At 68.1% G+C, this 13,746-nt stretch carries 11 protein-coding genes; 3 read left to right on the top strand and 8 right to left on the bottom strand.

Going from position 1 to position 13,746, the window contains the following annotated elements:
- Positions 1-42: 42 nt before the first annotated feature.
- Positions 43-1,152, top strand: coding sequence for an AGE family epimerase/isomerase (locus CFB41_RS30645; RefSeq protein WP_089459175.1), 1,110 nt, complete (start codon positions 43-45; stop codon positions 1,150-1,152).
- Here the strand turns inward: CFB41_RS30645 and CFB41_RS30650 are convergent.
- A complete protein-coding gene (locus CFB41_RS30650; RefSeq protein ID WP_089459176.1) occupies positions 1,125-2,744 on the bottom strand; it encodes a methyl-accepting chemotaxis protein in 1,620 nt (539 codons plus the stop codon). The two genes, CFB41_RS30645 and CFB41_RS30650, sit on opposite strands and share 28 nt — an antisense overlap.
- Positions 2,745-3,014: 270 nt before the next feature.
- Here CFB41_RS30650 and CFB41_RS30655 point away from each other — a divergent pair, with 270 nt between their 5' ends.
- Entirely contained in the window at positions 3,015-3,458 is a 444-nt protein-coding gene (locus tag CFB41_RS30655) for a PaaI family thioesterase (protein ID WP_011353771.1), read from the top strand.
- A gap of 117 nt (positions 3,459-3,575) precedes the next feature.
- Here the strand turns inward: CFB41_RS30655 and CFB41_RS30660 are convergent, their stop codons facing one another.
- The 7 genes from CFB41_RS30660 to prpB all read right to left on the bottom strand — a co-directional run bounded on the left by CFB41_RS30660 (position 3,576) and on the right by prpB (position 11,584).
- A complete protein-coding gene (locus tag CFB41_RS30660) occupies positions 3,576-3,857 on the bottom strand; it encodes a type II toxin-antitoxin system RelE/ParE family toxin (protein WP_039349649.1) in 282 nt (93 codons plus the stop codon).
- Positions 3,847-4,095 carry a type II toxin-antitoxin system Phd/YefM family antitoxin gene (locus CFB41_RS30665; protein WP_089459177.1) on the bottom strand — a complete coding sequence of 83 codons (249 nt, stop codon included), beginning with the start codon at positions 4,093-4,095 and terminating at the stop codon, positions 3,847-3,849. Before CFB41_RS30665 ends, CFB41_RS30660 begins: the two co-directional genes overlap by 11 nt.
- A gap of 141 nt (positions 4,096-4,236) precedes the next feature.
- Complete coding sequence (locus CFB41_RS30670; protein ID WP_089459178.1) at positions 4,237-5,286, bottom strand: CaiB/BaiF CoA-transferase family protein; 1,050 nt, start codon at positions 5,284-5,286, stop codon at positions 4,237-4,239.
- Between the two features lie 179 nt (positions 5,287-5,465).
- Entirely contained in the window at positions 5,466-6,656 is a 1,191-nt protein-coding gene (gene prpF, locus CFB41_RS30675) for a 2-methylaconitate cis-trans isomerase PrpF (RefSeq protein ID WP_089441419.1), read from the bottom strand.
- A 26-nt stretch (positions 6,657-6,682) separates the two neighbouring features.
- A complete protein-coding gene (acnD, locus tag CFB41_RS30680) occupies positions 6,683-9,277 on the bottom strand; it encodes a Fe/S-dependent 2-methylisocitrate dehydratase AcnD (RefSeq protein ID WP_089459179.1) in 2,595 nt (864 codons plus the stop codon).
- 78 nt (positions 9,278-9,355) lie between these two features.
- Positions 9,356-10,528 carry a 2-methylcitrate synthase gene (prpC, locus tag CFB41_RS30685; RefSeq protein ID WP_031400290.1) on the bottom strand — a complete coding sequence of 391 codons (1,173 nt, stop codon included), beginning with the start codon at positions 10,526-10,528 and terminating at the stop codon, positions 9,356-9,358.
- 162 nt (positions 10,529-10,690) lie between these two features.
- Positions 10,691-11,584 carry a methylisocitrate lyase gene (gene prpB / locus CFB41_RS30690; protein WP_089459180.1) on the bottom strand — a complete coding sequence of 298 codons (894 nt, stop codon included), beginning with the start codon at positions 11,582-11,584 and terminating at the stop codon, positions 10,691-10,693.
- A 170-nt stretch (positions 11,585-11,754) separates the two neighbouring features.
- Between prpB and prpR the strand changes: the two genes are divergently transcribed.
- The gene (prpR, locus tag CFB41_RS30695) at positions 11,755-13,737 is read left to right on the top strand and encodes a propionate catabolism operon regulatory protein PrpR (RefSeq protein ID WP_089459181.1); all 1,983 of its coding nucleotides are present in this window, start codon (positions 11,755-11,757) and stop codon (positions 13,735-13,737) included.
- Positions 13,738-13,746: the final 9 nt, after the last annotated feature.

Here is a 13,746-nt window from a genome sequence, read left to right on the forward strand (position 1 = left end):
GGGCCGCGCCGACACGTTTCGAACCCAGCGCTCAACCCCGTCATGTCCGTTTCCGACTCCGCTTCCGCCCAGGCCGCCCAGCTGCGCCACCATTTCGCGCACGTCGTCTTGCCGATCTGGCGGGGTTCAGGGTTCGACCAGACATTACAGTTGCCGTTCGAAGCCGTCGATCCGACCACCCACGCGCCGCTGCCCGTGACCCGCTATCGCGCGATGGCCTGCGCACGGCAACTGTTCGTGTTCGCGCAGGCCGGCGACACCGCGCACGCGGCCACGCTGTTCGACGCGCTCGGCCGCCACTTTCGCGACCCGCGCCACGGCGGCTGGCACTACAGCGTGGACGCGCAGGGTGCCCCGCTCGACACGACCAAGGATCTCTACACGCACGCTTTCATCGTGTTCGCGTGCGCCGCGTGGTATGCGGCGTCGGGCGACGCCGCCGCGCGCAAGACAGCCGAAGAGACCGCCGCGCTGATTCAGGACCGCTTCGCGCCGCACCGCGGCGACGCGCTGCTCGACGCGGCGCGCCACGCCGATTTCTCGTCATCCGGCAGCGGGGCGCTGCAGAATCCGCTGATGCACCTGACCGAAGCGTGGCTCGCGGCGGCGGCTGCGTTCGGCGACACGGCGTTCGACGACGCGCTCGCGCGCACCGCGCAAGCCGTCGAGCGCACGTTCGTCGATGCGGCGACCGGCTGCGTGGCCGAGCTGCCGCTCGGCGCAGCCGACAACCGGTTCGAGCCCGGCCATCAGTTCGAGTGGTTCTATCTGGTCGATGCGGCCGGCGCGCGGCTCGCGCAGACCGGGCTCCCCGGCGCGCTGGCGCGCGCATTCGTGTTCGCGGAGCAATACGGCGTCGATCCGCAAACGGGCGGCGTCTGCGCGGCGCTCGACGCGCAAGGCGCGTGCATCGACGGCACGCAGCGGATCTGGGCGCAGACCGAGTACCTGCGCGCGCTCGCGACGCACGGCGGTACGCCGGCCTCCGCGCCGCTCGCGCGGCAGATCGAACGCTTCGCCGCGCGCTTCCTGCATCCGCGCGGCTGGTTCGAGTGCAAGACGGCGGACGGGCAGGTGGCGCGCGCCGACATGCCGTCGACGACGCCCTACCACCTCGAGACCGCCTACGCGGCGCTGCCGGCCGGCGCGTAACCCGCGTCGTCGAACGACGGCGCCGCGCGCTCGCCGCGTACGGCGCGGCCGTCGCCCAGTTCGAACACCGACACCGCCTGCATCAGGTGCGCGGTCTGGTCGTTCAGCGACGCGGCCGCCGCCGCGACCTCCTCCACCAGCGCCGCGTTCTGCTGCGTGAGCTGATCCATCTGCGTGACGGCCTGGTTCACCTGCTCGATCCCGACGCTCTGCTCGACCGACGCCGCCGTGATCTCGGACATCGTCTGCACGACGCGCGTGATCGACGCCGACACCGTCCGCATCGCGTCGCCGGCGCGCTCGACGAGCTCCGCGCCGCCGTTGATCTGCGAAACCGAATCCTCGATCAGCGCCTTGATCTCCTTCGCCGATTGCGCGCTGCGCTGCGCGAGCGAGCGCACCTCACCCGCGACGACCGCGAAGCCGCGTCCCTGTTCGCCCGCGCGGGCGGCTTCCACGGCCGCGTTCAGCGCGAGGATGTTGGTCTGGAACGCGATGCCGTCGATCACCGAGATGATCTCCGCGATCCGCCCCGAGCTTTGCGCGATGCCGCGCATCCGGTCGATCACGCTGTCGACCACGCCGCCGCCGTGGCTCGTCGCCTCGAGCGCCGCGTCGGCCAGCGCGCTCGCCGCACGCGCGCTGTCGGTGTTCTGCCGGACGGTCGCCGTCAGTTCCTCCATGCTCGCGGCCGTTTCCTCGAGCGACGCGGCCTGCGTGCCGGTGCGCGCCGACAGGTCGGCATTGCCGCCCGCGATCTCTCCAGCGCCGAGGTGGATCGCATCCGACGCCTGGCGCACCGTACGCACGGTGCCCGCGATGCTCGTCTGCATCGTGGCGAGGCCGCGCAGCATCCGGTCGATCTCGAACACGCCGCCTGCCCGCACGACTTCATCGAGCCGGCCCTGCGCGATCCGCTCGAAATGTCGGCCGGCTTCTTCCAGCGGCGCGACGACCGCGCGCCGCGCGGCCGCGTAGATCGCCGCGCTCGCCACGAGCATCGCCACCAGCAGCACGATGCCGACCGACTTGAACCAGAGCATGCCGCCGTCGATCGTGTCGAGCGCCGTGCGGCTCGATGCGCCGCCGTAGTCGGTGAAGCGGCGCAACTCGGCGATATAGGCATCCTGGATGCTCTGCGTCGGCTGGTCGAGGAAAGCCTGGATGTTGTCGGCGTCGAGGAACTGCACGAGTTCGCCGAGCGCGCCGCGCAGCGCGCGATAGCGCTCGGTGAGCGCCGCGACGCGCGCGCGGTTGGCATCGTCGACCGGCTGCGCGGCCGTCAGCGCGGCAAACGCCTTGTCGGCTTCCGCGAGCGACGCGCCGGCATGGCGGATGATGTCGTCGGGTTTCGGGCCGCCGCGCACCATCCGCGTGCCGGCGCGTGACAGGTTGATGCGCGCGTCGAGCAGCTGCTGGGTCGCCTGGCTGGCCGCCTCGACCTGCGTGATCGCGACGTTCGACAGATCGTCGACGCCGCTGCGCGTCGACTTGAGCGCCCAGAAGCCGAGCGCCTCGATCGCAAACAGGAAGACGCAAAACACGGTCAACACGCCGAGCAGACCCGACGCGAGCTTGATTTTTCCGAACATGGAGGAGATTCCTGGAAAGCGGACGATGAGGCAATGCCCCGGCATTAGCGGCATTTCTTCGTCCGACTTTAGGTGCGGACGGCAACGAAATTCACGTTGGCCGCGCATTCCAGCGGAATCACCCGCAAACAGGGAAATCCACGACATTCGACGCAATAATCGCGTCGCATCACGCTGGAAATTGCACGAAACGCGGACGAATTTCCTTGCTTATCGGCATCCCCCTTCCTAGAGTTCAGCGCAAGCGGGCACTCATTTCGAGGAAAGTCGATGACCGACATCACGGATCACGCGCGCGGCGCATTGCGCGCGCAACCGTTCAGCATGCTGCTGGGCACGGAGCTGATGCATATCGGCGACAACGAAGTGTCGCTGTGCCTGCCCGTGCGCGAAGAACTGCGGCAGCAGCACGGTTTCGTGCACGGCGGCGTCATCAGCTACCTCGCGGACAACGCGCTGACGTTCGCCGGCGCGCTCGTGCTCGGCCCACGCGTGATCACCGCGGAATACAAGATCAACTACCTGCGGCCGGCCGTGAACGGCACGCTCGTCGCCCGCGCGAAGCTCGTCTACGCGGGGCGGCACCAGGCGACCTGCCAGTGTCATGTGTTCGTCATCGACGGCGACCACGAGCGGCTCGTCGCGATCGCGCAGGGCACGATCAACCGCGTCGGCGACGGCAAGATGCCGGATGCGCCGGAGGAAACGGCGTGAGCGGTTCTCCGCACTTGAAAGATCGCCCGTCCTTCCAGAAGACGATCACCGCGTAGTCGAGCCGAGCGGCCAGACGTGCGGAAAAGCTTGCCGCTTCCACATGCGGCGCATGGGGATCTAACGCTTCATCGCGGCAAGATAGACAGCATCGCGCTCGCGTCGACCGACCGCCACGACCAGTACGAGCACTTCCGAATCGCGCACTTCGTACACGAGCCGATAGCCGACGCTGCGCAGCTTGATCTTGTAGCGGTCCGGATGACCCTGCAGCTTCGCGGACGGTATTCGAGGATTCTCGAGCCGCTCTGCGAGCCGGGATTTGAACTGATCGCGAACGGTGCGATCGAGCTTCTTCCACTCTTTCAGAGCAGGTTCGAGAAAGGCAAGCTCAAAGGTCATTCAGCTTGACCTTGACGACCTTCTCCTTGGCGCGCTTGTCGGCCAACGCGTTGTCTTCGATATCTTCAAGGCGTTCGACGATCGCCTCCCAGGTCTTCGCCGGGATGCAATAGAACGCGGGTTCGTTGTGATTCAGGATCGCGACCGGGAAACCCTCTCCCGCCGCGACTGTGCCCATCGGATTCCGCTTCAGTTCCGAAACGCTCGCCGTAACATTGGCCAGAATGGTATGAGGCATGTCGACTCCTTTTTCAACAGGAGATCGATTGTACTCTTTTTAAGGCAAAATTTAGCACCATAATTGGCGCCCAAGATTTGCGAAGTCTTTCGACAATGTGCGTTTCGAGACTGGCTCAACGACCTCGACGTGTCAGTCCGTCTACTCCACGTCCCCCGCCAGCGGCAAAAACCGCGGCGCCACCCGCGCCCGCACGTTGCCGTTCTCATCCGTCCGATAGATCCCGCGCGCCGCGTTGTGCGGGTGCGCAGCCGCATCGGCCACATTCAGCACCGGCGCGAAACACGCGTCGGTGCCTTCGAGCAGCGCACACCAGTACGCGGACGGCTGCTGCGCAAATATCTCTGCGAAACGCGCCTTCAACGCGGGCCAGCGCGCGCGGTCGTACTGCGACGCCGGATCGACGTCGGTCAGCCCGAGCCGTTCGACCAGCAGCGCATAGAACGGCGGCTCGAGCGCGCCGATCGTCACGCATTCGCCATCCGCGCAGCGATACACGTCGTAGAACGGCGCATCGTGAAAGAGGCTCGGCTGCGCGCCGTCGAGCTGCCCGTTCGCGCGCGCCCACAGCGCCAGCGAACCGAGCATCGACACGATGTCGACGATCGCGCCGTCGACCACGCGCCCCGGCCCGCCACCGCGCACGTCGAACAGCGCGCAGACGATCCCGAACGCGAGCCCGAGCGCGCCGCCCGCATCGCCGACGACGGTCGGCGGCAACCCCGGCCGCCCGTCGCGCGGCGCGGACAGCGACAGCAGCCCCGTCAGTGCGACGTAGTTCAGGTCGTGTCCGGCCGCCGCCGCAAGCGGGCCGTGCTGGCCCCAGCCGGTCATCCGTCCATACACGAGCGTCGGATGACGGCGTGCGCAATCGTCGGGCCCGAGGCCGAGCCGTTCCATCACGCCGGGCCGCAGCCCCTCGATCAGCGCATCGGCCTGCGCGATCAGGTCGAGCGCGGCGGCGCGGCCGGCCGGCGACTTCAGGTCGAGTTCGACGATCGTCTTGCCTTCGCGCAGCAGGTCGCCATCGCGGGCCTGCAACGCATCCGGCGCGCTCGTGCGGCCGGACGGCCGGGCGATCAGCGTGATCCGCGCGCCCATCCCCGCGAGCATCCAGCCCGCGAGCGGGCCGGGGCCGAGACCTTCGAATTCGACGATGTGGAGGCCGGAAAGCGGTGCATCGAGCGGCATGCGATTCTCCTGTCCGTGTCGCGTATCGCGACGGTCTCCGATGCCATACGCCTCGCATCGGATCGCACCTGTCACGCGGGCGTCAACGCGTCAAATGAAAAAATCCCTGCGTCGCGGGGTCCGCTTCGCAGGGATCGGGGCAAGCCGCATTTCGGCTACGTTGCCGGAACCGGCCACGCTCAGAACGCGTCGCCCGGCACCCTCACCCAGCCTTCCATCAACACGCGCGCACTGCGGCTCATGATCGCCTTGGTGACGGTCCACTCGCCGTTCTCGAGCTGTGCTTCCGCGCCGACGCGCAGCGTGCCCGACGGATGCCCGAAACGCACCGCGTTGCGTTCGCCGCCGCCCGCCGCCAGGTTGACGAGCGTGCCGGGGATCGCCGCGGCCGTGCCGATCGCGACCGCCGCCGTGCCCATCATCGCGTGGTGCAGCTTGCCCATCGACATCGCGCGCACCAGCAGGTCGACGTCACCCGCGTTCACGCGCTTGCCGCTCGATGCGACGTAGTCGGCCGGCTTCGCGACGAACGCGATCTTCGGCGTGTGCTGCCGCGTCGCGATTTCATCGAGCGTGTCGATCAGGCCCATGCGCAGCGCGCCGTGCGCACGAATCGTCTCGAACTTCTCGAGCGCCTTCGCATCGCCGTTGATCGCGTCCTGCAGCTCGGTGCCCGTATAGCCGATCGCTTCCGCTTCGACGAAGATCGTCGGAATGCCCGCGTTGATCATCGTCGCCTTCAGCGTGCCGACACCCGGCACCGCGAGATCGTCGATCAGGTTGCCGGTCGGGAACATCGACCCGCCCGCGCCTTCTTCCTCGGCGGCCGGGTCCATGAACTCGAGCTGCACTTCGGCCGCCGGGAACGTGACGCCGTCCAGCTCGAAATCGCCCGTCTCCTGCACCGCACCGTTCGTCACCGGCACATGCGCGACGATCGTCTTGCCGATGTTCGCCTGCCAGATCCGTACGGTCGCGACGCCGTCGCGCGGCACACGCGCCGGATCGACCAGCCCGCCGCTGATCGCGAACGGGCCGACCGCCGCCGACAGGTTGCCGCAGTTGCCGGTCCAGTCGACGAACGCCTTGTCGATCGACACCTGGCCGAACAAGTAGTCGACGTCGTGGCCGGGCCGCGCGCTCTTCGACACGATCACCGTCTTGCTGGTGGACGACGTCGCGCCGCCCATCCCATCGATCTGCTTGCCGTACGGATCGGGGCTGCCGATCACGCGCAGCAGCAGCGCGTCGCGCGCGGCGCCCGGCGCCTGCGCGGCGTCCGGCAGGTCCTGCAGCCGGAAGAACACGCCCTTGCTGGTGCCGCCGCGAATGTAGGTCGCGGGAATCCTGATTTGAGGAGTGTGAGCCATGTGTGCGTTATCCCTGTGTGACCCGGTCAAGCCGCCTGCGACGATTCGAGGAAGTCCTGCGCGAAGCGCTGCAGCACGCCGCCCGCCTCGTAGATCGACACTTCCTCGGCCGTGTCGAGCCGGCACGTCATCGGCACCTCGACGCGCTCGCCGTTCTTGCGATGAATCACGAGCGTCAGGTCGGCGCGCGGCGTGCGCTCGCCGATCACGTCGAAGGTCTCGGTGCCGTCGATGCCGAGCGTCGTCCGGTTCGTGCCCGGCTTGAACTCGAGCGGCAGCACGCCCATGCCGATCAGGTTCGTGCGGTGGATCCGCTCGAAGCCTTCGGCGGCGATCGCCTCGACGCCCGCGAGCCGCACGCCCTTCGCGGCCCAGTCGCGCGACGAGCCCTGGCCGTAGTCGGCGCCGGCCACGATGATCAGCGGCTGCTTGCGATTCATGTAGGTCTCGATCGCTTCCCACATCCGCATGACCTTGCCTTCCGGCTCGACGCGCGCGAGCGAGCCCTTCTTCACCGCGCCGTCGACGATCGCCATCTCGTTGACCAGCGTCGGGTTCGCGAAGGTCGCACGCTGCGCGGTCAGGTGGTCGCCCCGGTGCGTCGCGTACGAGTTGAAGTCTTCTTCCGGCAGGCCCATCTTCGCGAGATATTCGCCGGCCGCGCTGTCCAGCAGGATCGCGTTCGACGGCGACAGGTGGTCGGTCGTGATGTTGTCGCCGAGCACCGCGAGCGGGCGCATCCCCTGTAGCGTGCGTTCGCCGGCCAGCGCCCCTTCCCAGTACGGCGGACGGCGGATGTACGTGCTCTGTGCGCGCCACTCGTACAGCGGCGCCGCGCGCTCGCCCGCATCCGCGCTACGCGCGAACATCGGTTCGTAGACCTTGCGGAACTGCTCGGGCTTCACGCTCGACGCGACGATCGCATCGATCTCCTCGTCGGTCGGCCAGATGTCCTTCAGCGTGACGGGCTGGCCGTCCTGGTCGTGGCCGAGCACGTCCTTCTCGATGTCGAAGCGGATGGTGCCGGCGATCGCATACGCGACCACCAGCGGCGGCGAGGCGAGGAACGCCTGCTTCGCATACGGGTGGATGCGGCCGTCGAAGTTGCGGTTGCCGGACAGCACGGCCGTCGCGTACAGGTCGCGATCGACGATCTCCTGCTGGATCTTCGGGTCGAGCGCGCCCGACATCCCGTTGCAGGTCGTGCACGCGAACGCGACGATGCCGAAGCCGAGCTTCTCGAGTTCGGGCAGCAGGTTCGCTTCCTCCAGGTACAGCTCGACCGCCTTCGAGCCGGGCGCAAGCGAGCTCTTCACCCACGGCTTGCGCGTGAGGCCGCGTGCATTCGCGTTGCGGGCGAGCAGGGCCGCCGCGATCACGTTGCGCGGGTTGCTGGTGTTCGTGCAGCTCGTGATCGCGGCGATGATCACGGCGCCGTCGGGCATCTCGCCCGCCTTCTCTTCCCACTGGCCGGCGATCCCGCGTGCGGCAAGATCGGACGTCGGCAGCCGCTTGTGCGGGTTCGACGGGCCGGCCATGTTGCGCACGACGCTCGACAGGTCGAACGTCAGCCTGCGCTCGTATTGCGCGTTGTTCAGCGTATCGGCCCACAGGCCGGCCGCCTTCGCGTAGGTCTCGACGAGCTTCACCTGCTCGTCGCTGCGGCCGGTGAGGCGCAGGTAGTCGGTCGTCTGGCCGTCGATGAAGAACATCGCGGCCGTCGCGCCGTATTCGGGCGCCATGTTCGAGATCGTCGCACGATCGCCGAGCGTGAGGCTCGCCGCGCCTTCACCGCGGAATTCCAGGTACGCGCCGACCACCTTTTCCTTGCGCAGGAATTCGGTCAGCGCGAGCACGACGTCGGTCGCGGTGATGCCGGGCTGGCGCTTGCCGGTCAGCTCGACGCCGACGATGTCGGGCAGGCGCATCCACGATGCGCGGCCGAGCATCACGTTCTCCGCTTCGAGGCCGCCGACGCCGATCGCGATCACGCCGAGCGCGTCGACGTGCGGCGTGTGGCTGTCGGTGCCGACGCAGGTGTCCGGGTACGCGACGCCGTCCTGCACCTGGATCACCGGCGACATCTTCTCGAGGTTGATCTGGTGCATGATGCCGTTGCCCGGCGGGATCACGTCGACGTTCTCGAACGCCTTCTTCGTCCACTCGATGAAGTGGAAGCGATCCTCGTTGCGGCGATCCTCGATCGCGCGGTTCTTCGCGAACGCGTCCGGATCGAAGCCGCCGCATTCGACCGCGAGCGAGTGGTCGACGATCAGCTGCACGGGCACGACCGGGTTCACCTTGGCCGGGTCGCCGCCGCCGTCGGCGATCGCGTCGCGCAGGCCGGCGAGATCGACGAGCGCCGTCTGCCCGAGGATGTCGTGGCACACGACGCGCGCCGGGAACCACGGGAAATCACGTTCGCGCTTGCGCTCGATGATCTGCTTCAGCGAATCGGCAAGGATCGCCGGATCGCAGCGGCGCACGAGGTTTTCGGCGAGCACGCGCGACGTGTACGGCAGCGTGTCATAGGCGCCGGGCGCGATCGCTTCGACCGCGGCACGCGCGTCGAAATAGTCCAGCGACGTGCCGGGCAGGGGTTTGCGGTTGGCGGTATTCATGGTGTGGGGAACTCGGGTATGGCGTCCGGCGCACGCCGGCCCCCGTCACGCGGGAGGCCGGTGTGCGCGGTGGGCATGTCAGCGCTTTTCGATCGGCACGAACTGCAGGTCTTCCGGACCGGTGTAGTTCGCGCTCGGGCGGATGATCTTGTTGTCGATGCGCTGCTCGATGATGTGCGCGCTCCAGCCGGACGTGCGCGAGATCACGAACAGCGGCGTGAACATCGCGGTCGGCACGCCCATCATGTGATACGACACAGCGCTGAACCAGTCGAGGTTCGGGAACATCTTCTTCGCTTCCCACATCACCGATTCGAGGCGCTCGGCGATGTTGTACAGCTTCAGGTCGCCCGCTTCCTTCGACAGCTTGTGCGCGACGCCCTTGATCACCTTGTTGCGCGGATCGGAGATCGTGTAGACCGGGTGGCCGAAGCCGATCACGACTTCCTTGTTCTCGACGCGGCGGCGGATGTCGGCTTCGGCATCGTCCGGCGAGCTGTAGCGGCTCTGGATCTCGTACGCGACTTCGTTCGCGCCGCCATGCTTCGGGCCGCGCAGCGCGCCGATCGCGCCGGTGATCGCCGAGTAGATGTCCGAGCCCGTGCCCGCGATCACGCGGCCGGTGAACGTCGACGCGTTGAATTCGTGCTCCGCGTACAGGATCAGCGACGTGTGCATCGCCTCGACCCACGACTTCGACGGCGTCTTGCCGTGCAGCAGGTGCAGGAAGTGGCCGCCGATCGAATCGTCGTCGGTTTCCGTCTCGATGCGCTTGCCGTTGTGCGAGAAGTGATACCAGTACAGCAGCATCGAGCCGAGCGATGCCATCAGGCGGTCGGCGATGTCGCGCGCGCCCGGCAGGTTGTGGTCGTCCTTCTCCGGCAGCACGGTGCCGAGCACCGACACGCCCGTGCGCATCACGTCCATCGGGTGCGCGGACGCCGGGATCTGCTCGAGCGCCGCCTTCAGCGCGTTCGGCAGGCCGCGCAGCGCGCGCAGCTTCGTCTTGTACGCGGCCAGTTCGGTCAGGTTCGGCAGCGTGCCGTGCACGAGCAGGTGGGCGATTTCCTCGAATTCGCACGATTCGGCGACGTCGAGAATGTCGTAGCCGCGATAGTGCAGGTCGTTGCCGGTCTTGCCGACCGTGCACAGCGCCGTGTTGCCGGCCGTCACGCCCGACAGCGCCACCGACTTCTTCGGCTTGAATGCGCCTGCGGCGGCCGGTGCTGCTGCGTCTTTCGTCTCGCTCATGTTTCTGCTCTCCAATGTGTATCGGGGGTATCAGAGGTCGGTTCAACCGGCGCCTCGGCGCCGGGCCCGACCGCTGCAAAGCCGTCGGCCGGACCTGGCGCTTCGGCGCCTGGTCCAGCCCCATGCAAAACGCTCCGGAATCGTGTCCCGGCGCGCAGGCGCTTACTTCTTGCCCTGCGCGAACAGCTCGTCGAGCTTGCGCTCGTATTCGTGATAACCGAGGAAGTCGTACAGCTCGGCACGCGTCTGCATCGTCTGCACGGCTTCCTTCTGCGTACCGTCGCGGCGCACCGTCTCGTAGAAGTTCAGCGCGGCCTTGTTCATCGCACGATACGCGCCGCAGCAGTACAGCGCGATATCGACGTTCGCCTCGCGCAGCTCGTCGACCGTGAACAGCGGCGTCGAGCCGAATTCGGTCAGGTTCGCGAGGATCGGCACCTTCACGGCGGCCTTGAAGCGGCGGTAGTCGTCGAGCGTCTTCATCGCTTCCGGGAAAATCATGTCCGCGCCGGCTTCGACGTAGGCCACCGCGCGCTCGATCGCCGAGTCGATCCCTTCGGCGGCGGCGGCGTCGGTGCGCGCCATGATCACGAACTGGTCGTCGGTACGCGCATCGACCGCTGCCTTGACGCGATCGACCATTTCCTCGATCGCCACGACTTCCTTGCCCGGACGGTGGCCGCAACGCTTCTGGCCGACCTGGTCTTCCAGGTGCACGGCCGCGACGCCGGCCTTGATGAACGAGCGCACGGTGCGCGCGATGTTGAACGCACCGCCCCAGCCGGTATCGATGTCGACCAGCAGCGGCAGGTCGGTCGCGTTGGTGATCCGGTTCGCGTCGATCAGCACGTCTTCCATCGTGCTGATGCCGAGGTCGGGGATGCCGAGCGAGTTCGCGGCGACGCCGCCACCCGACAGGTACACGGCCTTGAAGCCGACGGCCTGCGCCATCTTGGCTGCGTAGGCGGTGATCGCGCCGACCACCTGCAGCGGCTGCTCCGCCGCGACTGCCGCGCGGAATTTCGCGCCGGCGCTCTGAAGATGCGTATTGCTCATGAACGGCCTCCTGAAGGAACGACCATTAACAGCAAGGACCGGGCCAGCTCGCCCAACGTCGCTAACCCACTGATTCTTAAGCAACCGGCACGGGCGTCGACGTGCCCGGGGATTTCAATTCAGCAATTTCATGTTTCAAAAATGAAATCGCGCGCGCATAATCGATCGTCATGGACCTCTCCTCGACCAAGCCCGTCGGCCCGGCCGATCGCGCGGCGCGCCCGCGCATCTGGGCGATGGGCATCAGCCGCCTGCGCGACCTGTTTCGCGAGATCGCCGGCGAATTCGACGAACGCGCCGACGTGCGCATCGTGACGCGCGCCTATGAGGATGCGCTCAGCGCGATCGCCGAGGCCGGCACCGCGCGGCCCGACGTGATCGTCGCGGCCGGCTCGAACGGCGGCTTCCTGAAGACGCGTGCGCAGGTGCCGGTGGTGGTCGTGTCGCCGACCGGCTTCGACGTGATGCAGGCGCTCGCACGCGCCCGGCGCGACGCGTCGCGCATCGCGCTCGTCAGCGCCGGGGAAACGCCGCCCGAAGTGCGCCGCTTCGTCGCCGCGTATGGCCTCGACGTGCAGTTTGCGTCATATCAGTCCGCGCAGGAAGCGGAAGCCTGCGTGCACGACCTGCACGACCGCGGCATCGAGACGATCGTCGGCCCCGGCCTCGTCACCGACCTCGCGGCCAGCGCCGGCATGGGCGCGGTGTTCCTGTATTCGCACGCGTCCGTGCGCAAGGCCGTCGAGACCGCGCTCGAAGTCGCGTATGCGACGCATGCCGAGGCGTTCCGCCGCCAGCGGCTCGACAACCTGCTCCAGCACCTGCGCGACGGCGTGGTCGCGCTCGACGCACACGGCCGCGTGGAAGCGATCAACGAACGGCTTGCGTCGGCGCTCGGGGTCGAACCCGCGGCCGCTGTCGGCCGCGCGCTCGTCGACCTGCGGCCCGAGCTGCGCACGCTGCGCGGCGAGGACGGCGACGCGCTCGCGACCGTACGCGGCGTGCGCTACGTCGTGCATCGCGGGCCGCTCGTCGATCGCGGCGTCACGTCGGGCAGCGTGCTGACGTTCCAGGAATCGCGCGCGGTCGAACGGCTCGACCGCGCATTGCGTTCGCAGCCCACCACGCAGCAGTTCGCCGCGCGCTACGCGCTCGACGACGTGGTGGGCGCATCCGCACCGATGGCGCGTGTGCGCGAGCTCGTGCGCCGCTACGCGAAATCCGATGCGACCGTGCTCGTGCTCGGCGAAAGCGGCACCGGCAAGGAAATGATCGCGCAAAGCCTGCACGCGCTGTCCGCGCGGCGCAGCTACCCGTTCGTCGCGGTCAATTGCGGCGCGTTTCCGGAAGCGCTGCTCGAGAGCGAGCTGTTCGGCTATGAAGAAGGCGCGTTCACCGGTGCGCGGCGCGGCGGCAAGACCGGCCTGTTCGAAGCCGCCCACCGCGGCACGCTGTTTCTCGACGAGATCGGCGAGATGCCGCCGTCGCTGCAGAGCCGGCTCCTGCGCGTACTGCAGGAGCGCGAGGTGATCCGCCTCGGCTCGACCGAGCCGATCCGCATCGACGTGCGCGTGATCGCCGCGACGCACCGTCCGCTGCTCGTGGCCGTCGAGGCCGGCACGTTCCGCGCGGATCTCTATTACCGGCTCAACATCCTGAACGTCGGCCTGCCGCCGCTGCGCGAGCGCGCCGCCGACATCCCCGCACTCGCGGCCACGCTGCTCGTGCAGGCCGCACGACGCGAGCCGCGCCTCGCCGAGCGGCTGCGCGACGCCGCCGATGCCGCGCGCGTGCTCGGCGCGACGCAGGCCGCGCTTGCGCGCTACCGGTGGCCCGGCAACGTGCGCGAACTGCAGAACGTGATCGAGCGGATCGCGGTGGAACTCGCCGAGGAAGCCGATGAAAACGATCCGGCCGCCGCGTGCGGCGCGCTCGATCCCGACGCGCTGCAGGCGATCGCACCCGAGCTGTTCGCCGCACCACCCGACGCGGCCGACAGCGACGATGCGCAGACACTGCACGCGCGCCGCCGTCGCGCGGAAGCCGACGAGATCCGCGCGGTGCTCGACGCATGCGGCGGCGACCGCGACCGCGCGTGCGCGATGCTCGGCATCAGCAAGACGACGCTGTGGCGGAAGTTGTCGGTGAAATAACTCGGGCGG

The organism is Burkholderia sp. AU33803 (assembly GCF_002223095.1).
In the GTDB taxonomy this organism is placed as follows: Bacteria; Pseudomonadota; Gammaproteobacteria; order Burkholderiales; family Burkholderiaceae; genus Burkholderia.

Bases quoted from the DNA above. Each gene is read 5' to 3' on its own strand.
- prpC (WP_031400290.1), bottom strand. From the start codon at position 10,528: ATGAGCGAGACGAAAGACGCAGCAGCACCGGCCGCCGCAGGCGCATTC.
- CFB41_RS30670 (WP_089459178.1), bottom strand. From the start codon at position 5,286: ATGCCGCTCGATGCACCGCTTTCCGGCCTCCACATCGTCGAATTCGAA.
- acnD (WP_089459179.1), bottom strand. From the start codon at position 9,277: ATGAATACCGCCAACCGCAAACCCCTGCCCGGCACGTCGCTGGACTAT.
- prpR (WP_089459181.1), top strand. From the start codon at position 11,755: ATGGACCTCTCCTCGACCAAGCCCGTCGGCCCGGCCGATCGCGCGGCG.
- prpB (WP_089459180.1), bottom strand. From the start codon at position 11,584: ATGAGCAATACGCATCTTCAGAGCGCCGGCGCGAAATTCCGCGCGGCA.
- prpF (WP_089441419.1), bottom strand. From the start codon at position 6,656: ATGGCTCACACTCCTCAAATCAGGATTCCCGCGACCTACATTCGCGGC.
- CFB41_RS30660 (WP_039349649.1), bottom strand. From the start codon at position 3,857: ATGACCTTTGAGCTTGCCTTTCTCGAACCTGCTCTGAAAGAGTGGAAG.
- CFB41_RS30665 (WP_089459177.1), bottom strand. From the start codon at position 4,095: ATGCCTCATACCATTCTGGCCAATGTTACGGCGAGCGTTTCGGAACTG.
- CFB41_RS30655 (WP_011353771.1), top strand. From the start codon at position 3,015: ATGACCGACATCACGGATCACGCGCGCGGCGCATTGCGCGCGCAACCG.
- CFB41_RS30650 (WP_089459176.1), bottom strand. From the start codon at position 2,744: ATGTTCGGAAAAATCAAGCTCGCGTCGGGTCTGCTCGGCGTGTTGACC.
- CFB41_RS30645 (WP_089459175.1), top strand. From the start codon at position 43: ATGTCCGTTTCCGACTCCGCTTCCGCCCAGGCCGCCCAGCTGCGCCAC.